Source organism: Leptolyngbya boryana PCC 6306, assembly GCF_000353285.1.
GTDB classification, from domain to species: Bacteria; Cyanobacteriota; Cyanobacteriia; order Leptolyngbyales; family Leptolyngbyaceae; genus Leptolyngbya; species Leptolyngbya boryana.
In genome coordinates, this window is the sequence record NZ_KB731324.1 from 4298532 (window position 1) to 4320077 (window position 21546).

A 21546-nucleotide genomic window follows, 5' to 3' on the forward strand; every position below is an offset into this window, starting at 1 on the left:
TGAAGAACATTTATGATTTCTACGAATCAGGCAAGCCTTCAGAAAATTCTTACTAGGGCATCGCTGCTGAAGACTTCGATAGAATCAAGTCTCTCCAGACCGACCTGCAACAGTCCTTATACGGCATTAGCCAAAACCTCTATCAGCAAGCAGGCGGCGAAGCTCCTGGCGCTGATCCAGGTGCAAGTGCTGGTGGCGGTGGTTCGACCTCGGGTGACGATGATGTCATCGATGCTGACTTCACCGAGTCGAAGTAAGTTCTCTAGTTGATTGAGAAATGAAGCTGGTAGCTCCACTCATAGGAGACTACCAGCTTTTTTAAGCATCTAAAGAATATGTTCAGTTAGCAACATCTAAGCCTGTCAAATCTCTGAATGTATAACGTACCTTCGTGCTCGTCGCTCCTAAAGTGACTCTGGTTTAAGATAGACCTTCGCCCATTTGTAGCGGTCTGGATCTTTATTGAGAAGATACTCGACAACTTCTCGGCGTTTTTCCTTCTGTTTCGTCATCCTGACAATTTTTTCAATTTCATTGTCTGTATCAGTCGCTCCACGCTCTACTGCCATTTCAAACCAATCATCGCCCTGAGTATAGTTACCTCGATCGTAGGACAAAGCGCCCATTAAGGTGAAAGGCTGATGACTCTCCGGTTGGTATTCCATAGCTTTTGTTGCACACTGTTCTGCCTCATCTAGCTGTTCCAAATCGCGGAAAGCTGCTCCTCTTGTAACGAGCAAAGCTGCTTTCAAGTCTAGTTCTTTTACTTTGTCCCAATTCAGAGTTTCTGTCACCTGTAACGCTTTTTCAGGTTTACCTGCTTTGCGCCAATTACTACTTGCACTTGCTAGATTCCATCGATTTCCAGTACGTCGGTATTCTTTCTCATAGAAAATAGCTTCTAATCGATAGTGAGCGATCGCAATGTTGCCAGTTCGAGAAAGACGACCTTCTTCAATAAGTTGCACAACTTGTTTTGGGTCAAGTCGTTCTCCTCGCTCCAATCTGAGCATGATTTCGTAGAATGGCTCGATCGCTAATGCTCCGAAAATTCGATATTTTGTTTTTAACATCCTGAAATGCGTCTGTATCAGTATCTGTGCTGTTCCAGCCAATCCTTGATCTGATAGCCATTGAATGTCTCCTGCAATAACTTGGGAATCCCAGTTCCGCATAGAGGTTTCTGAATTGAGTGCCTCAAGACGTTTCAAAATCAGGAACAAAGGATTAGTAGGCTCTGAACTCTCGCACTGAGTTGCTTGATACTTCGATTTCAGTGATGCAAAAAGAATTTTATCTTTATGATGCTGTGCAAGAGTGACGAGCGTGTTCAGATTTTGCTTGCTTAGCCATTTGCATTCCCGATTGACTAGCGCCTCTTCTGCGTCCAACTTCTTGAGAATGGTATAGAGCGGACTAGAAATAGAAGTATCCGGATGCGCCTCAACTTGGTATTTTGCCTTAAGCACTGAAAACTCGCGTTCAGCTTTTCTCTCGTTTTCCTGCTGCCAATAAATGTCTAATGTTTCATAGAAATCATGAGCTAAAAGCCAATCTGCTTCAGCATCAGTTAACTGTTCACGAACATCCAGTTTTTTCAGAATTGAGAAGAGAGGCTCCTCTGGGAGACGATCAAGATATTTTGCCGCTTTGTAGGTCACTTTGAGTTGCGAAAACTGCAAAACTTCCTGAATCACTTTCTTTGTATCTACAAGAGCATCATGATTGAGAAGTTCTAACTCCGAAGCTGAAATGACACCTCCGGATTCTACTTTCCAAAGCAGTGAACTGATGGGATTTGCGATCGTAAGCTCTGCATCTTCTGGAATACAATAGCGAACTCGGAGCCGCAAAAGTTCAGCTTCTAGTCTTTGTAGCTCTTCGGTTTTGTATTGCTGCAAATCAATGATGCCAGCGGTTTTAGTGAAGCGATTCTCAATGAGCCATTGAAACTCTATCTCTGTAATCTGAATCCCTAACTCAGCTTTCCTAAGAATGAAATATAGAAAAATGTCCGGTTCAGCAGATTGGTTATGCTCAACTTGATACTTCTCCTTGAGAGCAGTAAAGTGCTGATTCTGAAGCTTACGATGATCCATATGGCGTGAAATACTCGTTAACGATCGCTCGTCTAGATTACCCACGCTAGAAAATCTTACAAACGAGGCAGCGAGATTGAACTTACATTCGTCCAATCTCGCTGCTCGCAAGTTTTAGACAGACTTCAGAGCGTTTATCAGCAGACTATTCCTCATCTTTTGCAGCCGTGCGTTCGATCTTGTGGCTGAACGTAATTAACGCCTTGCCCAAGGTGTGCAGAGGCCCTTTCACACCGCGAGCCGCTTCATCTCCGATCGCATTCGTTTGCTCGCCAAGCGTCTCTAGCACCTCCGCAATTTCACTTCCATCAGACTTTTTGCCCCTCAAGAGTTTTTTCAGTTCCTTCAAAGATGCAGACAACTCTTTGATATTGTCCTCCTTGTGACCTTTGAGAAAATCCACCCATTCATCGATCGAATCGATCGCTTCATTGGATTCGATCTCCGTAGGATCTCCGTGTAGAATCTCTGTCAAAGATTCGACATCGGGAGCATTATCGAGATCTGATCCTCCGCTTGTTTGTTGAGCCGAATTTTGCTCTTTTTCTAACTTAGAAGAATCCATTTCTTTTTGTGATTTTTTGTCTTTTTGGGTTGCCATAATTGTTATTCCTGCTATGTTTCAGCCGAGTTATGACATTCAAAATAAAGTTATTAAAAATGTATTTCCTCATCTAAAAGAAGAGATATAAATCACACTTTTGGATGAGTACAATCACATCCGAAATATGACACAGATCACAGCCCTAAATTAGTCGAAATGCCCTCTATACAAAGGATTGAGATCTTGCGTATTTCTGCCGAATTCATACCAGAAGAAACTCGATCAGTACCGTATATCGACGATGGCTTGAAACCATTTCTATACAGAAAATAAGCTCAACGCTGATGTGAACTTTGACCTTGTGGTAGATGATGGCAACTCAATCTTCTTTACGCTCCCGTGGAATGGAACTGTTAGTTTCGTATCACCAAAACCCCTCGGTAAGACTGCGAAACCAGTTGGTGCAGATGAATGCAGGTTTAGTGCGGAAAATCGCTCATCGGGTGAGTCATCAATGTGCAGAACCCTATGAAGACCTCGAACAGATTGGATATTTAGGGCTGATTCGAGCGATCGAACGGTTTAATCCCAATCAAGGATGCGCGTTCAGTTCGTTCGCCGTACCGTATATTCGAGGCGAAATGCTTCACTTCTTACGCGATCGTGCTGGAACCGTCAAAATTCCCCGTCGCTGGCAGCAATTGAATAAAGAAGGGCAACGAGTCCGCGAACAATTAATGGAAGCCTTCGGACGGCAACCCAGTGACGAAGAGATTGCAGATGTATTAAAAGTGTCGGTGAACGAATGGCGCGAGAGCAAACTGGCTGCAAAGAACCGATTACCGCTGAGTTTAGACGCAACCGTGTGTCAGCAGTTAGATTCTCCGATGACATTGGGCGACACCTTACCCGATGTCAGATATCAAGCCCTCCAAGTGCTCGAAGAAGACCGCCAGCAATTACAACGCGCCTTAAATCAGCTTGAAGATAAGACCCGCCAAGCGATCGAATATGTGTTCTTACATGATTTATCGCGTAAAGAAGTCGCAGAACAGATTGGAGTCAGCCCGATGACGGTGACTCGCCGGATTCATCGCGGAATTCAACAAATGGTCGGATTGCTGCATCCTCAAGTGATGCAGAGCGATCCCTAAGAAATTGACAGCCAAATTTTTCATCTATCGAGTCGCCGGATTGAATCAATCCGGCGTTTCTTGTCTTGCAAGATTTCAATAAAAGTAAGCTCTCTGATTTTCAATAAATCAGAGAGCTTAGACGATCGCTCAATTAAAAAATCTAGCCAACCTTGAGCAATTCCACATCAAAAAATAGCGTCGAATTTGGTGGAATCGGGCCAATGCCTCGACTTCCATACCCCAAATCGGGTGGAATTTCTAAAGTGCGACGACCGCCCACTTTCATTGAGCCAACGCCTTCATCCCAGCCTTTGATCACCTGCCCTACGCCAATTTTGAATTTGAAAGGCTGACCGCGATCGCGAGAACTATCAAACTTCGTGCCGTCTTTTAACGTTCCCGTGTAATGAACCGTCACGAGTTGACCCACTTCAGGAGTCTCGCCTGTTCCTTCAACCACATCAACATATTTCAGACCAGACGCAGTTTCGGTCGGTTCTTTCGATTCAGCAGGATTCGGAGTTGTCATCGGTTTTAAATCAGCAGCTTGTGCTACTTGAACTACAGGAGCAGCTTCGGTCTTAGGCATTTCAGCAGCGATCGCGCTATCACGAGAACCTCCCGTAATCTGTGCCACGACCAGCACCGCAATACAAGCCACCATGACGCCGAAGCTGATCAAAATCTCTCTCATGATCAGTTTTCTTGAATGTGCTTTTCAATTTTCACACTGATTCTCATTTCCAGAGCTTATTTTCTAAATCTCGCACCTGTCGCTCTAAGCGATCGAGTCTGCCGCGCAATTCATCCATTTCGTTCTGGCGAGGCACACCCAAATCCATCAGCATGTTGCGAAGCTGCCGCTGAAACTGGGCTTCAAATCCGCCCTGCTCGGTTTTCAGTTGATTCATCAGATCATCGACGAAGCCTTTTGCCTGATCGGGATTGAGTTTGCCCTCTTTCACCCACTGATCCCCAACTTCTTTGAGTTTTTCAGCGACCAAAGACGTTGTGCCCACACCGAGCATCAGCAGTTGCGTGATCCAATTGTTGTTATCCATATTTTTAGTCGTTCGTCGATCGTGGCTGCATTCATTCTGGCAAATCCTTGTTAATCCGCAACAGGACGGTTTCCCGTCTGCGTCCATCCAGTGCGACACTAGAAATACACGCTTGCTGTGATTTTCGCGAATTTTATGTCAGATTCTCAAACCATTAGTGCTGCAGTTGCCGCACTTTATAACACCTACCCTTTTCCACCAGAGCCTTTATTAGATGAGCCACCACCCGGCTACAACTGGCGCTGGAATTGGCTGGCTGCGTATAGTTTTTGTACCGGACAGAAACCGAAACGCCAAGATGTCCGGATTTTAGATGCGGGATGTGGAACAGGCGTTGGCACAGAATATCTTGTGCATTTGAATCCTCACGCTCAGGTGACGGGGATTGATTTGAGTGCAGGGGCGTTAACCGTTGCGCGAGAGCGCTGTCAGAGATCGGGAGCCGATCGTGTTGAGTTTCATCACCTCAGTCTCTACGATGCCAATCAACTTTCCGGTCAGTTCGATTTAATTAATTGCGTGGGCGTATTGCACCATTTACCCGATCCAAACCGAGGGATTCAATCCTTGGCAACCAAACTTGCGCCGGGTGGATTGATGCACATTTTTGTGTATTCAGAATTGGGACGATATGAAATTCAACTGATGCAAGAAGCGATTAAGCTTTTGCAATCGGATCGATCCGACTATCGCGAAGGCGTAGCGATCGGGCGGCAGATTTTTGCGTCCTTGCCTCCAAACAATCGTCTGGTGCGCCGAGAACAAGAGCGCTGGTCGATGGAGAATACGCGCGATGAGTGTTTTGCCGACATGTATGTCCATCCGCGTGAAGTCGATTACAACATTCACACGCTGTTTGAGTTGATTGATGCGTCTGGATTGAATTTTTTAGGCTTCTCAAATCCGCGTCAGTGGGAGGCATCGCGACTGTTCAATCAGCCGGACTTGCTGGAACGGGCGGATCAGTTGAGCGATCAAGAAAGATATCGCTTAATTGAACTCCTTGATCCAGAGTCGGTGACGCATTACGAATTCTTCTTGAGTCGAGGGGAATTACCAAAATCAGATTGGAGTTCGGATGAAGCCCTTTTACAGGCGATTCCTGAACGCAGTCCTTGTATGGACGGATGGGAAAGCCGCTGCTTGTTTAATTACGATTACCAAATCATCAATCTGGCTGAAGATGAGTTTGAATTTTTGAAGGCTTGCGATGGTAATCAGACACAATCGGTGCAAGAGATTCTCTCGACGGTTTCGATTTCGATCGATAAAGTGCGATCGCTGCAAGAACAGCAGCTTATCTTACTGACTCCGTAGGATTTGTTGCCGTTTGTGAAGGAATTCATGGCTGCCGATTCAAGCAAGCGGTCATGAATCCCTTCAACCGGAATGCGATTTTCTCGGCTGATGTCCGTTCTCACAGCATCACTCAGGCGCTTTTGACAACCCTCAGAGTAGAAATTCTTTGATCGGCAATTGACAAAATCCCCGTGTCAAAAGTCATTAAGTATTATTACCTCCACATGATATGATTGCTTCTGGTTCAGATTGTTGGGGATCGCTCGGACATCAATGATATTCGATCGTTATCATGACAATGTGAATCTAACTTTGGAGCCGCGCCTGCTATGGAAGAAACGATCCAAACTGGTACAGAAAAACCAGAGTCAAGTCAGTCCATGGATGACTTTTATCGACTCCAAAATGAGTTGCTAATCGTAACCGTGATCTTGACTGGGCTAATATTCTTCCCTGTCTGGTATTTCTATTCGCTCAACACTGCTCTGAATTATTTAATTGGAGCGTGTACAGGTGTGGTTTACTTAAAGTTATTGGCGCGAAATGTAGAGCGACTCGGTACGGAAAAGCAAAAAATCAGCAAAACACATTTAGCTGTTTTTATTGGGGTAATGGTTCTCGTTACTCAAGTGAAAGATCTTCATGTGCTGCCTGTATTTCTAGGCTTTTTAACGTATAAAGGAACCCTACTCGTCCATACCTTGCGGATTCTGTTTAAGCCTGAACAAACTCAGACCTAACTTAATAGAAATTCGCGAAAAAAATATTGCTCCTTGAATCTGGGGAAAGCCGCCTGAACTGAAATGCTTAATTTCCTCGACGCTCCCAACGTTTTACCGATCGCCAGCTTAGAAGTGGGTCATCACCTCTACTGGCAAATTGGCAATCTGAAGATTCATGGGCAGGTATTTATTGTCTCTTGGATCGTCATCGGGCTATTGGTTGGAGCTTCATTGCTCGCAACCCGTAACGCTCAACGCGTTCCAAAAGGCATTCAGAACCTGATGGAGTACGCGCTGGAGTTTGTGCGTGAGTTGGCAAAAAACCAGCTAGGCGAGAAAGAGTACCGTCCTTGGGTTCCGTTTATTGGCACTCTGTTTCTGTTCATCTTTGTCTCTAACTGGTCGGGCGCACTCGTTCCCTGGAAGCTGATTAAGCTACCAGAAGGCGAACTCGCTGCCCCCACGAATGACATCAACACCACAGTTGCTTTAGCACTCTTGGTGTCGCTGGCATATTTTTACGCAGGCTTCAGTAAGAAAGGATTGGGCTACTTTGCGAAGTACGTTCAACCTACTCCGGTTCTTCTGCCCATCGCGATTCTAGAAGACTTCACGAAGCCGCTTTCACTCAGCTTCCGACTTTTTGGTAACATCTTGGCGGATGAATTGGTGGTCGGTGTATTGGTGCTTCTAGTGCCGCTGTTCGTCCCACTTCCTGTGATGCTGCTGGGTTTATTTACCAGTGCAATTCAGGCTTTGGTGTTTGCGACTCTGGCAGGTGCTTACATTCACGAAGCACTTGAAGGTCACGGCGACGAACATCACGATTAGCCGCATTTTCTTGTCCGAATCTGTTCACCGTATTCAATCGAAGGAAAATCACTATGAATCCTACCGTTGCTGCTGCTTCTGTCATCGCTGCTGCACTCGCGATCGGTCTTGCTGCAATTGGACCTGGTATTGGTCAAGGTAATGCTTCTGGAGAAGCTGTTGCAGGAATTGCACGTCAGCCTGAAGCAGAAGGCAAAATTCGCGGTACGTTGCTGTTGACCCTCGCGTTTATGGAATCTCTGACCATCTACGGTCTGGTAATCGCGTTGGTTCTCTTGTTTGCGAACCCATTTGCATAAGTTCGAGTTCAAAACTCGGAATACAGAATCGACTCTGTGTTCCGAGTTTTGAGTGTGTCCTTCTAGCTCTTACTTCCTACAATGTTTGATTTTGATGCAACGCTGCCGTTGATGGCGGTGCAATTTTTACTGTTGGTTGCAGTGTTGAACATTGTGTTCTTCAAGCCTTTGACCAAGGTTGTTGAAGATCGTAATGATTTTATTCGCGGCACTGAAGCTGATGCGAAGGAGCGGTTGGCAAAAGCAGAAGCATTAGCGAAACAGTACGAAACTGAACTCGCTGAATCGCGTCGGGCTTATCAAAGCGCGATCGCAAAAGCTCAAGCTGACGCAAACCAAATCGCGGCACAGAAAATTGCAGCGGCACAGCAAGAAGCACAACAACAGCGGGAACAAACTCAGAAGGAGTTAGACCAGCAAAAAGCAGCTGCGATGCAAACGCTAGAGCAGCAAGTGGAAGCCTTAAGTCGTGAAATTCTAGACAAATTATTAGTTGGAATTTAACGAGGCTGCTGGTTGATCAAGGCTCCCGATGAGAACAATTCCCCGTCCGGTTTGGGATAGACAACGCGCAGTTTTGGAAAAGTGTCATGGAAATGTATTTGCGACTTGCCAGCGGAGTGATTCATCCGATTTTGGCAGAAGCAGAGGGGGGCGGTTTCGGATTAAACTTCGATATCCTCGAAACCAACCTGATTAACCTCAGCATCGTTATTGCGATAGTGGTATATTTTGGACGCGGTTTTCTCAGTAAAGCACTGGGCGAACGGCGTGCCGCGATCGAGCAGGCAATCTCTGAAGCGGAAAGCCGGAAAAAGACTGCTGCTGCAGCATTGGCAGAGCAGCAACAGAAATTGGCTCAAGCTCAACAAGAGGCAGCAAAGATTCGATCCGATGCTGAAGTTGCCGCGAAGAAGTCGGCAGACGAAATTCTTGCAAAGGCTGAACAAGACATCGTTCGGATGCGGGAAACGGCTGCGGCGGATATTTCTTCCGAGCAAGAACGCATCATCAACGAATTGCGTCAACGAGTGGCAGCGATGGCACTGGAACGCGCATCTGGCGAATTGCCAAATCGGTTGAATGATGAATCGCAGCAGAGATTAGTCGATCGCAGTATTGCGTTATTGAGCGAGGGTTAATCAATGGCAGAAAGTATTTTGACCTCTGAGGTTTTAGAACCTTACGCTCAGGCGTTGATGTCTTTAGGACAGTCGAATGATTTAGTCGATCGCTTTGGCGAAGATGTGACGAACATTCTCGACACGCTGAATGCTTCTGAAGACTTAAAAGCTTTTATCACGAATCCTTTGGCAAAAGGTGATCTCAAGAAAGCAGTGCTCGCCCAGGTTTTTGGGGAAGCTGTGCATCCGTTTACTCGGAACTTCTTGATGTTACTGGTCGATCGACGACGAGTGATGTTCCTCGAAGGCATCTGTCAGCAATATCAGAAACTCTTGCGGAAATTGAAGCAAGCAGTTTTGGCAGAAGTCACTTCGACGGTTGAACTGAACGACGATCAGAAGAATGCGGTTCGCGACAAAGTGAAAGCTCTGACCAACGCGAGTTCAGTGGATATCGAAACCAAAATCGATCCTGATCTTATTGGTGGCGTAATTATCAAGGTTGGTTCACAGGTGATTGATGCGAGTCTACGTGGTCAACTGCGTCGGATTACGCTACGCCTGACCAGTGCGACCTAAGGAGATCGGGGAATAGGGACTGTGAATTTGGTTTCCCTACTCCCCACTCCCTACCCTCCTCCTATTCCCCTTTTTTCATTTCTCATCCTTTAACAGAGGTTTCCAATGGCAGCAATCAGACCAGACGAAATTAGCAACATTATTCGCCAGCAGATCGAAACGTACGATCAAGGCGTGAAAGTCCAAAATGTCGGAACCGTCTTGCAGGTCGGTGACGGGATTGCTCGGATCTATGGCTTGGAAAAGTGCATGGCGGGTGAACTCGTGCAATTTGAAGATGGTTCTGTCGGTATGGCGCTGAACCTTGAAGAAGATAACGTCGGTGCGGTATTGATGTCCGACGGTCGTTCGATTCAAGAAGGAAGCTCTGTTACGGCGACCGGAAAAATTGCGCAAATCCCAGTCGGGGAAGCTATGGTTGGTCGTGTGGTTGACGCTTTGGCGCGTCCTCTTGATGGAAAGGGCGATATCCAAACGACCGAGACTCGCTTAATCGAATCTCCTGCACCCGGTATCATCGCGCGGAAATCCGTGTGTGAGCCGATGCAAACCGGAATTACCGCGATCGACTCGATGATTCCAATCGGTCGGGGACAGCGTGAGTTGATCATTGGTGACCGTCAAACCGGAAAAACTTCCGTTGCGGTTGACACGATTCTGAACCAAGCTGGCGAAGACGTAATTTGCGTTTACGTTGCAGTGGGTCAAAAAGCTTCCACCGTGGCAAACATTGTCCAAGTGTTGCAAGACCGTGGCGCGATGGAATACACGATCGTTGTTGCAGCAAACGCAAACGATCCGGCAACTCTGCAATACTTCGCACCTTACACGGGTGCAGCTTTGGCTGAGTACTTCATGTACAAAGGCAAAGCAACCTTGGTTATCTATGATGACTTGTCGAAGCAAGCTCAGGCTTATCGCCAAATGTCGCTGTTGCTGCGTCGTCCGCCGGGTCGTGAAGCTTATCCTGGAGACGTATTCTACGTTCACTCTCGCTTGCTTGAGCGTGCAGCGAAGCTCAGCGATGAGTTGGGTGGCGGTAGCATGACCGCATTGCCGATCATTGAAACCCAAGCGGGTGACGTATCGGCATACATTCCGACCAACGTGATTTCGATTACCGATGGTCAAATCTTCTTGTCGTCTGACTTGTTTAACGCAGGTCTGCGTCCGGCAGTAAACGCGGGTATTTCGGTATCTCGTGTTGGATCGGCAGCGCAAACCAAGGCGATGAAGAAAGTGGCAGGTAAGGTGAAACTTGAGCTTGCACAGTTCGCTGAATTGGAAGCATTTGCACAATTTGCGTCTGACTTGGATAAAGCGACTCAGAACCAATTGGCTCGCGGTGTCCGTCTACGTGAAATCCTGAAACAGCCTCAGTACTCGCCGCTGTCTGTCGCTGAGCAAGTTGCTGTGATCTACTCTGGAATTAACGGCTACTTGGATGACATCCCAGTTGATAAGGTGACGACGTTTGTTAAGAACTTGCGTGACTACCTGAAGACGGGTAAGCCGAAGTATGTGGAAATCGTTCAAGGTCAGAAGGCATTGACCGATGAAGCGGAAGCGCTATTGAAAGAAGCGATTACCGAAACGAAGCAAACCTTGTTGGCTGCTGCGTAAGACGATTCTGAAATTGAGAGGCTTGATCGAGTCTCTCAATTTCAATCTTTCAATCAAGGCGTTGTGCTTTGCCTTGGCGAATAGAATTCGCTTGGTGCAAACGATTGACCCCGTCTTAAACCTCTAAAATCGTTTCAAATCATGCCTAACCTAAAAGCGATTCGCGACCGGATTCAGTCGGTTAAGAACACAAAAAAAATTACAGAAGCAATGCGGCTTGTGGCAGCCGCGAAAGTGCGTCGAGCACAAGAGCAAGTCACGGCGACTCGTCCTTTTGCCGATCGCTTAGCGCAAGTGCTTTACGGCTTGCAAGCTCGATTGAAGTTTGAAGAAGCTGACTTACCGCTGTTGAGAAAGCGGGATGTTGGTACTGTTGGTTTATTAGTCATTTCGGGCGATCGCGGATTGTGCGGTGGCTACAACGCTAACGTTATCCGTCGGGCTGAAATTCGTGCGAAGGAACTGAAAGCCGAAGGCATTGACTACAAAATGGTCATTGTCGGTCGTAAAGCAACTCAATATTTCCAACGTCGGGATTATCCGATCGTGGAAAGCTATGCTGGACTCGAACAGATTCCGACCGCAGCAGAAGCAGCTCAGATCGCCGATGTGGTCTTATCTCAGTTCTTGTCGGAAAGTGTCGATCGAGTTGAGCTAATCTACACGAAATTCGTTTCCTTGATTGCGTCTCGTCCGGTCGTTCAAACGCTGCTACCGCTTGATCCGCAAGGATTGGAAGTTGCAGATGACGAGATCTTCCGCTTGACGACTCGTGGCGGTCAGTTCCAAGTCGAACGTGAGAGAGTGTCCGCTCCTGAAGTTCAGTCTTTCCCACAAGACATGATCTTCGAGCAAGATCCAGTACAAATTCTCGACGCATTGCTGCCGTTGTATCTGAATAACCAATTGCTGCGGGCGCTGCAAGAAGCGGCGGCTAGTGAGTTGGCGGCTCGAATGACGGCGATGAATAACGCGAGTGATAACGCGAAGAATTTGATTGGTTCGTTGACATTGTCTTACAACAAGGCACGTCAAGCAGCAATTACTCAAGAACTGCTTGAAGTCGTTGCGGGTGCAGATGCACTGAACTAGAACTGTTTTAAATACTTTGAGAGCGTCTAGGTTTTCCTAGACGCTTTTTATGTTCGTGCTAACATACAGCACCCTTTGATCGCTTCGCTACGCAGGGGCAGGTTTGTAATATTTCAGTCCTCTCAAAAAAGTTGAACTTACAACATCGCTAATGTGTTTCGCCAATGAGCATGAATGCTGCCCAATTTAAGGGAGCAGGATATTGCTTCATGGTCGTCAACATTGCTTGGCGTAAGGCTTGAGCTTTATTCGGTTGTTGCTGCAAATTTCGATAAAACTCCGTCATGAGTAATGCAGTTGCTTCATCGGGGACTGCCCACAGCGAAACGACAACACTTGGGACTTGGGCAGCAATCAAGGCACGAGATAATCCGACGACTCCATCTCCGGTGATTCTACCTCGTCCGGTGTTGCATGCACTGAGAACAACGAGTTCAGCATTCAGCTTGAGATCAAAAATTTCATTTGCAGTCAGCAATCCGTTTTCTTCTAAAGAAGGCTTTCCGGTGGCGATCGTATCTGGTGCAAGCGCGATCGCACCTGGTACTCCTAATCCAACAAAATCACCCATCAAGCCGTGAGTCGCAAGATGAATCAAACGAGCGCGATTCATGCGTTGCAGGACGTTCGATTTTGTTGCAGCTTCGCCAACTAATGCCGAAGACTTGAGCATTTGAGAGATCGCTTTTGCTTCTTGCTCTGATCCGGGTAAAGGCGGTAGTTGTTCAGGGGGTTCTCCTACCTCAGTCACGACTTTTGGCATGACCGGATTGCCAATAATCAGAGCTTCGCTTAATTGTTTCTCTGTTTGTTTCTGACTAACGGTGTCTAGTTTTTTTCTTAATTGATCCGTTAGATCGAGAACTTGAATCGAAGGTGAGATCGAAATAGTGTGCTGCTCAATCAAGAATTTGCCTTTTGCATCTTGCAAGGCAGTAAACGGCACGAGCAGGAGCGATCGATGCGGCACAAAGACAACTTGGGCATTCGGATCTTGGGGAAGCAGATCTGAGATCGGTTGAATCAAGAGTTCATGCAGCCGTCGTAAGGGATGTGCAGCATCTTGAGTAGCTTGACTGTCCTCATTTAGCGTTGCTCGACCTAGCGAAACGATATCAGAGAGTTCTTCAGGAGCACAAGGCTGAGCATCCTGACATTGCCAAAGCGGTTTGAGATCAACGCGACGTAAAGTGACAGTTCCGGTCGGTTGAATCACCCAGATCAATAGCTCTGACTCGCGTGTTTCTAGTTTGCCATTCACGTTGAACTGTGCAGGAATGATCGAGTATTCAACTAGAGTCGCGCGGCGCTTTTGAGCAATTTGTTTGATTTGCGCGATCGTCAAAGAGGCAAGGGGAGATCGCGGCGTTTCTTTTCGGGAAGAAAGTCCAGAAAGACGGCGATCGAGGAGTTCGGCAAAGGCGCGGGCACGTCCTCGCTCAGAAATTTCGAGGGCAGCTTCGGGTTGATTTTGAGCGACGAGAACACTTTGGAGATTGCTATAAGGTGCATTCTGAGTTTCAAAGATAGAGACTTTGAAGCTATCATTGTTGCCGAGTCGCGATCGCAGTGATTCCCAAGTCTCAATCGCCGCTTGAAGATTTTTCGCGGCAGCGTCTAAGTTCCCAGATTGAAACCGAACTGCGGCAGCATTAATCCTGGCAATTCCTTCCTCTCGTCGATTGCTCCGGGAAGCAGCGTAACGAAGATATTGTCCGTAGAACTCTAATGCTTTATCAGAGTTGCCCATTTGTGCGTAGATCAGCCCTTGATTGCCGCGAATTCGATAGATCAGATCGGCATCGCGCAGTTTGTTCCAAGCAATGTTCCAGGCTTGCTCATATTGAGCGATCGCTTCTTGATAATTTCCCTGAAAATAAGCAATTCCGCCCAAATTTCCTAACGCTTCTGCTTCTCCTCGTAGGTCTTGAGACTGACGGGTAAGGGTGAGGCGTTTCTGCTGGTATTCAGTTGATTTGGCATAGTTGCGTTGTGATTGGTAAATCACGCCTAAATTTCCCAACGCCAGTGATTCTATCGATTGATTTTTGATGTTCTGCGCTAAGGTTAGCGCTTGTTCTTGATACTGAATTGCTTTGGCACGTTCTCCGAGTGCTTGATAGACCATGCCCAGATCGCTGAATGTTTTAGCTTCGCTGACTTGATCCTTGAATTTTCGAGATAAGGTAAGACGTTTTTGGTGAAGCTCGATCGCTTTTACATATAAGTCTGTTCCAAAATAGGCGTTTGCTAGATTGCCGAAGGCTTGGAGTTTTTTACGATCTTGAGCAGCAGTTAAATACTGGGCTAAATAATCCACAGCCTCAGCATAGTAATTTCCAGACTGTACATGCGCGAGTCCTAAATTACCTAGTAATGTTGTTTCTAAGGTTGAATCTAGGTTGCGGGCAATGTTTAAGGCTTGCTGATAGTAGTCGATCGCTTTGTCATATTCACCCTGAAGATGATGTGATAATCCCAAAGCAGCTAATGTTTTAGCCACTAGCTTCGGGTCTTGCGATCGACGAGCGATGTCTAGATCAGCTTCAGAAACAGAGATGTCTGGCAATCCCTCAATGGGAAAGTAAGCAATTCCAGTTTTGCTCGTTTCTCCTTCCCATTGCAAGCGCTGGAGGGGTTGATAAAGTGTGAGAGGCTGCGCGCTCGTCTGTGTAATTTGTTTGGATTGAGCGATTTTTTCAGATTGGCGCTCTGCACTGATTGCTGCGAACTGTTGACAAGATAAAGGTTGCCAGATGAAGAGAAGCGTAAAACAGATCGAGAAGCTAATTTTCTTGAGTAACATTGTTACCTCTCAGGATGGATTTAGGTCGATCGCATGACTAAAGACGAATCACCCTGCAATTGCAGCAATCTTGGCATCGTTCAATGTTCTATCGGTTGCTTTTTTTGCGCTCCTGTTCCGTAATCTTTGCAAATCCTCCTTGATCGAGCAGTGATAAGAGTTTGTCAGGAGCCGTTCGATCTTTGGGATTCGCCGCAATCGCTTTCGAGAACATCGTGACTGCGTCGTACCACAGACCTTGGGCTGCGTAGATTTGACCGCGATTCTGATCGGATTTCGCGATCGCCAATTGCTGTTTTACCTCTGGAGTCGGTGCAACCCGTCGGATCAATGTCATCTTCAAAGCATCCTTTGTGCCATCTTCGCAAACAATAGCGATCGACCAGCGATAAACTTTTTCAGGAACTAGCTCAGGCGCAGTTTTCGGTAATTCAAATGGGACAATACCAGGCTTATCTACTTGTACTGTGGTCACATATACAGGCTTTTGCACTCCTGGCTCCATGAGCTTAAGTTCCACAGTTTGGCGACTGGATAGATACCAGAATAAGGTTGGACGGGATGAGATAGTTTCTCCGATATGATTAGTTGGTGCAAGAGTAGTAAAAGAAGCTGTTTTACGCTGACCACAGAGGCGTAATGCGTCTTCTCGCGTTCCCGTGCCTTCGCTACTTCTGAAGCCCGAACGTTTAGGGGGCTTGTATTGAGCATTCGCGGGGGCAGGTTGCAATGAATTGAGAGGACTAGGTAGGGGGAGATCTAGCGGCAATAAACTTTGTAGGATAGTGAAAGAAAGTGTCCCAATTCCAAACAAGAATATCGGGTTAACTCGTTTGAGTTTAGAGAAATCAGAAGCCATCGTCTTGTGAATCAATAGAGGGTGATGATCGATGATCTAGCTCGGTTGCAAGGGTGGGAAAACTTTGGAGCAATTCTCTCCTGTCGAACAGACGCTAAACTCTTCCACGCCCACTCTTCGAGGGTTCCCATAAAACTTGATAAACGTTCGTCGGTTGCTCCCGCCCTTTTAGTTGAACTGTCCCAACGGCTTGCACTGGAAATTGACCTTCAACCAGCGTAAAGGTCTCTTCACTGATTAAAATTCGGCAGAGTCCACCCTCGATCGATTTATCAAAACTTTCAAGCCGTGCTGCTACGTTAACACTATCGCCGATCGCGGTATAGTCCATGCGCTGCTGACCACCTAAGCTGCCTGTAACGACTGTGCCTGTCGAGATACCTACCCGCATTTGAATCGTGGGATGTCCTTGCTGTGCCCAGCGTTGATTCAGTGCAGCTAGTGCAGCGGACATTTCGATCGCGCATTGCACAGCACTGTACGCATCATGAGCAATATCTTTACTAGTTTTACGAGCGATCGGCACACCAAAGACTGCCATAATCGCATCTCCAATAAATTTATCGACCACTGCCCCATGCTTCAACACCACTTCCGTCATCGCTTCCATGTATTCATTGAGCCAGATCATCAGCGTTTCAGGGTCGAACCGTTCGGCAATCGTGCTGAAGTTTTTAATATCGGTAAATAGTACCGTTGCAGTGAGTTTTTGTCCCCGCAGGCGACCTTGGGAAAGCAGTTGATCGCGATCGCGCCAAATCGTCTCAGCAATCGTTGGAGTCACATATCGCCCAAAGAGATTCATCACAGTTTGGCGATCGCGCCGCTCGGAGTGGGCAATGTGAACCGTGACGACCATCGCAGACGTGAGCAGCGCTAAGGCAGGTGGGACAACCGGAATCCACCAGGAAAACACGAATGCTGCAAAGCTTCCGAGTCCTAGCCCTCCGACAGAAATGACTGTGCCTGCTACTGCCCAACGCGGCGATCGCACCATCCAGCCTAAGCCTGTTCCAACCCCCGACCACAGCAGAATCCAAACTGCCTCCATTGCATCTGTCCAAACTTGGAAGCCAGATCGTCCGTCGATCGCAGCACTGATAATTTGACTCGCTAAATTTGCCTGTACCTCAACCCCCGCCATTCTCTCTGGAGTCGTGATCGAGTCGCCGCTATAGGGAGTGTAAAAGACATCTTTAAGACTTCGAGCTGTCACTCCAATCAAAACAATTTTGCCTCGGAAGGGCTGTCCTTGCGAATCACGCATGAGATCAGCAGGCAGTCGGTCTTGAAGCACGTCCATCAGTGACACCGTGCGGAACTTGCCAGAAGCGCCTCGATAGTTCAGCAAGATTTGATAGCCGCCTGCATCCGCCGAGACATAGCTCCCATCGCTTGGCTCAAAAATAGGAAAGATCCCATGCCCAAGCTGGAGATACTGTGAATTGGTTTTCGCTGGTTGAGATGTAATTCCTTGAGCTTCTAAATAGAGCATTGCAAGGCGTAATCCCAAACTTTCTAAAGATTCTTCTCCATTGGGACTTGTCCAATACAGTAGACCTCGGCGCAGTTTCCCATCGCCATCAAGGACTACATCGTTTGAAGCAGTTTGATTGCGCTGTTTCAGAATGGGGGGAGGTGCAACCTCGACTTCTGTACTTCCGCCTCGTTTTTCAATGCCTATCAGGTTAGGGGTTGTCTGGAATACTTTAGCTAGCTCTGAATGTCCTGGCTCTACTGGCAGATCCCGATAGATATCTAAACCGATCGCTCGCGGCTGTTGCTGCTTAATTTTCATCAACAGTTTGGCAAAGGTAGCATCATCAAACGGATAACGTTTAAGTTGCCGGATATCATTTTCGTTTACGCCTACAATAATGACGCGATCGTCAGTTGCTTCTTGGGGACGCAGCCGAACATATTGATCAAATGCCATCCATTCTAAAGATTGTAATGCCCCAGCAACCCGCAGAAGCACGATTAATCCTGCCACGCTAGGAATTGTGATCCAAAGCACATGAAATTTTCGGATGATTTTAGCAAGTGGTAGAGGCATAAGGGAGCCAGAAGAAGATTACCATTCTGATAATTCTTCCCCAGCAAAGCTTATTCTTCCGGAAAATAAAGTCACTTTAAATACAAGCAATACTGTTGATATTACTTAGGTACAGGTGTGGAGTGATTGTGGAAACTGTGGCAGTCGGCTTTGATCGGATCGCTCTACTACGGTTACTACATTTACTACAATTACTACAAATGGATTATCCAAGAAGAGCTACGGAACTATAACAGCAAAAGCTGGTCAGGTGCGCTGTGTTTACTACCCGTTTGTACTGGGTATATCATTATCGCAACTGTTAGCAACTTATGATCCTGATGTTCCTGAATCGTTTCGATGGTTCTCCATTCTTGGAATCATTTGGATTTACATTGTGCAGTTCCGACTCGATCGCGATTCAATCTCATTGTTGAACTCCGCCAGATTCATTTACTGAGCCAATATTAGGCGCAGCAACAAGGTGAAACAGTTAAAGATCAGATCGCTGTGAAGGTTAAGATTGAGGAGTGAGGAGATAGAGAGACAAGCAAAAAAATTCTTGCTCCCTATCTCCCCATCACAACTAAATCGCCTGAATCCACTCCTTCACGTCATACTCCGTCCAGATCTGATTCTGCCAATACGGATCAGACTCGATCAGATTCCGAACGATCGCTTCATTCTCCGCTTCATAGATGCCAAACACTTTCGTTACATCTTTCGTCGGTCCGATCGTCACTAAAATCCCATTTTCTTTTTGCTTCGCTAACCCATCTAAATGAGCCTGACGATAGGGCGTTCTTTTCTCCAGAACATCGTCACAGTAGCTTCCCCAAACAACATATTTCGGCACAATTTCACCTCTAGCTTCTCAACTCAACCCGGAACTTCTCAACCAGTGCTTCGCGCACTTTCTGATGCACCGGGTCTACATCTTCATCTTTCAACGTGCGATCGTCAGCCCGATAGACTAATCGGAACGCTAAACTGCGCTGACCTTCTGGAACGCGATCGCCCTTGTATTCATCAAACAGTTCCACCGATTCTAGTAACTTACCGCCTGCTTTGACGATCGTGCGTTCCAAATCGCTCACGCCTACCTCACGCGACGCATAGAAAGCAATATCGCGATCGGAAGCGGGATAAGTAGAGAACGATTTGAAAACTGGAACCATTGCTTCATCTGTTTCCAAATGGCGAATGATCACTTCGAGATCCAATTGGAAAACATAAACTTCATCCGGTAAGCCGCGCTCTTGACGCAGTTGAGGATGTAACTGTCCAAACGTTCCTAAACGATCGCCTCTGACCCACAGCGAAGCCGTTCGTCCTGGATGCAAGCGCGGATCGCGTCGATCAGGCTGAAATTCTACAGGTAACCCGACTCGATCGAAGACACTTTCTAAAATGCCTTTCGCCTCAAACCAGGTCATCGGCTGATCTTTGCCGCCCCGAACCCACTTACCTTGACTTTGATCTCCACCTAAAATGCCAGCGATCGCTTCAGCTTCAATCAGATCTTCTTCCTGAGTAAAGACATGCCCAATCTCAAAGCCATTCAAAGCTCCATTGCCTTGCTCAAGGTTGTACTGGAATGCCTCAATTAAGCCATTGATTAGATCAGTTCTCAGCGCAGAATACTCGGTAAATAAAGGATTCGCGAGAACGATTTGCCGTTCTTCTCCAGGTTTGCCGAGTGAATAATGAATCAATTCGGTCAGCCCCATACCTCGGAAGGCTTCGCGAACTTTGCGAGAAATCAATTGCTCGATCGACAAATATCCCGGCTCAGTTTTCGCAGGCAATGTATCTGAGAAATTGTTATAGCCATACAGCCGCGCAATTTCTTCAATCAGATCAATCTCACGTTCCAAATCTCGATAGCGGTAAGGCGGAACCGTAACATTCCAAGTTTCTGAACCCGTTGATTTCAACTCACAGCCTAGTGCTGTCAGAGTGTGTTCCACATCCTTCGCTTGCAATTCCCCAACATCGTCACCGAGTTCAACCATGCCGAGCACTTCTCGAACTCGTTCAAGTCGTAGCGAGATCGATCTCGTCAACGAACCTTGTCGGGTGTCAACCGTTTCTTGAGCCGTAATCGTTCCACCTGCAAGCTCAAGGATCAGTTGCACTGCTCGACGAGCCGCGGTTTCCAAACCTGCCCAGTTCACACCCCGTTCGTAACGAGCAGAGGCTTCGGTTCTCAACCCTTGCGATCGCCCAGATTTACGAATTGCAGCCGAGTCAAAAATTGCGGCTTCAAGGAAAACATGCTGAGTGCTATCACTCACTTCTGTTTCTTCACCACCAAACACACCTGCTAGCATTGTCGGCTTGTCATTGACGGTGATTAATAAAGCCTGCTCTTGCAGCGTGCGATCTTGACCATCAAGCGTTTTCACCAATTCGCCTGATCGCGCAAATCTCACGCCCATCTCGATTTGATCGGTTCCCGCCACTTTCACCAAACTATCGAAATCAAAAGCATGGAGCGGTTGTCCCCATTCCAGCATGATGTAGTTGGTGATATCGACAATATTATTAATCGATCGCACACCCGACGCGAGTAATCGACGCTGCAACCACAACGGCGAAGGCGCGATTTTCACATTCTCGATCAGCGTGCCAATATACGCCGGACAAGCTTGAGCATCTGAAATTTTAATCGACACCGATTTGGTCTTCTGAGACTCAGGCACACTCGGTTCCGGCAAGCGCAACGTTGCACCTGTTAATGCTGCCACTTCTCGCGCAATACCCACCATGCTCAAAGCGTCTGCTCGATTCGCGGTCGAAGTCAGATCCAAAATCGCGTCATCCAATCCCAACAAGGGACGCACATCCATACCAGGCGTTAACGCTCCTGTCACAGTTTCATCAAAAATATGGATGCCTTCCGATTCTTTCGTCAAGCCTAACTCTGACAAAGAGCAAATCATGCCCTTCGATTCCACGCCTCTGAGTTTTGCAGGCTTAATCTTCAAATCGACATTCGGCAAGTATGTGCCTAACGTCGCCACTGCAACAAAAATATCAGCGCGCACATTTGCCGCACCGCAAACAATCTGAGACGGACTTTCAGCCCCAATATCCACTGTACAGAGACTTAAGCGATCGGCATTGGGATGTTGTTCGCGCGTCAGCACTTTTCCGACGACCACGCCATCTGCCCAAGTGCGCCGATCCTCAATGTCTTCCACCTCAAACCCCGCCATCGTCAGCTTTTCCGCCAACGCCTCTGGAGTCATTGAAATATCTACCAATTCCCGCAACCAGTTCAGAGAGATACGCATCCGTCGCCTTCAAAAATCACGCCAAGACAGACCTTATTCTATCGCTGTTGCGCCTCTCTCAGCGTTCCTGTTCCCTGCTCTCCCACTTCTGGGTAACCTCTCAATACAAGCTGCGTCTTGCAAACTCACACTTTGCTT

Annotated in this window: 20 protein-coding genes; 11 read left to right on the forward strand and 9 right to left on the reverse strand. The window is 47.1% G+C overall.

From position 1 onward, the window contains the following. The first annotated feature begins 12 nt into the window (after nucleotides 1–12). Complete coding sequence (locus LEPBO_RS0121450; RefSeq protein ID WP_026148811.1) at nucleotides 13–270, forward strand: hypothetical protein; 258 nt, start codon at nucleotides 13–15, stop codon at nucleotides 268–270. Between the two features lie 134 nt (nucleotides 271–404). On the opposite strand, the gene LEPBO_RS0121455 is transcribed toward LEPBO_RS0121450, so the two are convergent. Continuing rightward, complete coding sequence (locus LEPBO_RS0121455) at nucleotides 405–2144, reverse strand: hypothetical protein (protein WP_225885686.1); 1740 nt, start codon at nucleotides 2142–2144, stop codon at nucleotides 405–407. Between the two features lie 100 nt (nucleotides 2145–2244). Then, complete coding sequence (locus tag LEPBO_RS0121460; protein ID WP_017289634.1) at nucleotides 2245–2700, reverse strand: hypothetical protein; 456 nt, start codon at nucleotides 2698–2700, stop codon at nucleotides 2245–2247. Nucleotides 2701–3014: 314 nt separating this feature from the next. Between LEPBO_RS0121460 and LEPBO_RS0121465 the strand changes: the two genes are divergently transcribed. Next, nucleotides 3015–3797, forward strand: coding sequence for an RNA polymerase sigma factor SigF (locus LEPBO_RS0121465; protein WP_026148812.1), 783 nt, complete (start codon nucleotides 3015–3017; stop codon nucleotides 3795–3797). Between the two features lie 142 nt (nucleotides 3798–3939). Here LEPBO_RS0121465 and LEPBO_RS0121470 read toward each other — a convergent pair whose 3' ends face one another. Together LEPBO_RS0121470 and LEPBO_RS0121475 are read right to left on the reverse strand one after the other, a co-directional pair. Beyond that, nucleotides 3940–4473, reverse strand: coding sequence for an FKBP-type peptidyl-prolyl cis-trans isomerase (locus LEPBO_RS0121470; protein ID WP_017289636.1), 534 nt, complete (start codon nucleotides 4471–4473; stop codon nucleotides 3940–3942). Nucleotides 4474–4516: 43 nt separating this feature from the next. Then, nucleotides 4517–4840, reverse strand: a complete 324-nt coding sequence (locus LEPBO_RS0121475) for a phasin family protein (protein ID WP_017289637.1) — start codon at nucleotides 4838–4840, stop codon at nucleotides 4517–4519. A 135-nt stretch (nucleotides 4841–4975) separates the two neighbouring features. Here LEPBO_RS0121475 and LEPBO_RS0121480 point away from each other — a divergent pair, with 135 nt between their 5' ends. From LEPBO_RS0121480 to LEPBO_RS0121520, 9 genes are all read left to right on the forward strand, one after another. After that, complete coding sequence (locus LEPBO_RS0121480) at nucleotides 4976–6157, forward strand: class I SAM-dependent methyltransferase (protein ID WP_017289638.1); 1182 nt, start codon at nucleotides 4976–4978, stop codon at nucleotides 6155–6157. Between the two features lie 311 nt (nucleotides 6158–6468). Next, nucleotides 6469–6879 carry an ATP synthase subunit I gene (locus tag LEPBO_RS37835; RefSeq protein WP_017289639.1) on the forward strand — a complete coding sequence of 137 codons (411 nt, stop codon included), beginning with the start codon at nucleotides 6469–6471 and terminating at the stop codon, nucleotides 6877–6879. Nucleotides 6880–6942: 63 nt separating this feature from the next. Further along, entirely contained in the window at nucleotides 6943–7692 is a 750-nt protein-coding gene (gene atpB / locus LEPBO_RS0121490) for a F0F1 ATP synthase subunit A (RefSeq protein WP_017289640.1), read from the forward strand. A gap of 53 nt (nucleotides 7693–7745) precedes the next feature. Further along, on the forward strand, nucleotides 7746–7991 hold the full coding sequence (gene atpE, locus LEPBO_RS0121495) for an ATP synthase F0 subunit C (protein ID WP_017289641.1): 246 nt from the start codon (nucleotides 7746–7748) through the stop codon (nucleotides 7989–7991). Between the two features lie 81 nt (nucleotides 7992–8072). Then, nucleotides 8073–8495, forward strand: coding sequence for a F0F1 ATP synthase subunit B' (locus LEPBO_RS0121500; protein ID WP_017289642.1), 423 nt, complete (start codon nucleotides 8073–8075; stop codon nucleotides 8493–8495). Between the two features lie 86 nt (nucleotides 8496–8581). Continuing rightward, entirely contained in the window at nucleotides 8582–9133 is a 552-nt protein-coding gene (locus LEPBO_RS0121505; protein WP_017289643.1) for a F0F1 ATP synthase subunit B, read from the forward strand. A 3-nt stretch (nucleotides 9134–9136) separates the two neighbouring features. Next, the gene (gene atpH, locus LEPBO_RS0121510; RefSeq protein WP_017289644.1) at nucleotides 9137–9694 is read left to right on the forward strand and encodes an ATP synthase F1 subunit delta; all 558 of its coding nucleotides are present in this window, start codon (nucleotides 9137–9139) and stop codon (nucleotides 9692–9694) included. A 105-nt stretch (nucleotides 9695–9799) separates the two neighbouring features. Then, on the forward strand, nucleotides 9800–11317 hold the full coding sequence (gene atpA / locus LEPBO_RS0121515; RefSeq protein ID WP_017289645.1) for a F0F1 ATP synthase subunit alpha: 1518 nt from the start codon (nucleotides 9800–9802) through the stop codon (nucleotides 11315–11317). 141 nt (nucleotides 11318–11458) lie between these two features. After that, nucleotides 11459–12409: a F0F1 ATP synthase subunit gamma gene (locus LEPBO_RS0121520; protein WP_017289646.1), complete on the forward strand. Its 951-nt coding sequence runs from the start codon at nucleotides 11459–11461 to the stop codon at nucleotides 12407–12409. A gap of 148 nt (nucleotides 12410–12557) precedes the next feature. Here LEPBO_RS0121520 and LEPBO_RS0121525 read toward each other — a convergent pair whose 3' ends face one another. From LEPBO_RS0121525 to pheT, 5 genes are all read right to left on the reverse strand, one after another. After that, complete coding sequence (locus LEPBO_RS0121525; protein ID WP_017289647.1) at nucleotides 12558–15215, reverse strand: CHAT domain-containing tetratricopeptide repeat protein; 2658 nt, start codon at nucleotides 15213–15215, stop codon at nucleotides 12558–12560. A gap of 88 nt (nucleotides 15216–15303) precedes the next feature. Next, complete coding sequence (locus LEPBO_RS41140) at nucleotides 15304–16074, reverse strand: DUF928 domain-containing protein (RefSeq protein ID WP_071596181.1); 771 nt, start codon at nucleotides 16072–16074, stop codon at nucleotides 15304–15306. Nucleotides 16075–16168: 94 nt separating this feature from the next. Further along, a complete protein-coding gene (locus LEPBO_RS0121535) occupies nucleotides 16169–18130 on the reverse strand; it encodes a CHASE2 domain-containing protein (RefSeq protein ID WP_017289649.1) in 1962 nt (653 codons plus the stop codon). A gap of 565 nt (nucleotides 18131–18695) precedes the next feature. Next, the gene (locus tag LEPBO_RS0121545) at nucleotides 18696–18965 is read right to left on the reverse strand and encodes a YciI family protein (protein ID WP_017289651.1); all 270 of its coding nucleotides are present in this window, start codon (nucleotides 18963–18965) and stop codon (nucleotides 18696–18698) included. Between the two features lie 10 nt (nucleotides 18966–18975). Then, nucleotides 18976–21408, reverse strand: coding sequence for a phenylalanine--tRNA ligase subunit beta (pheT, locus tag LEPBO_RS0121550; protein ID WP_026148813.1), 2433 nt, complete (start codon nucleotides 21406–21408; stop codon nucleotides 18976–18978). Nucleotides 21409–21546 lie beyond the last annotated feature (138 nt).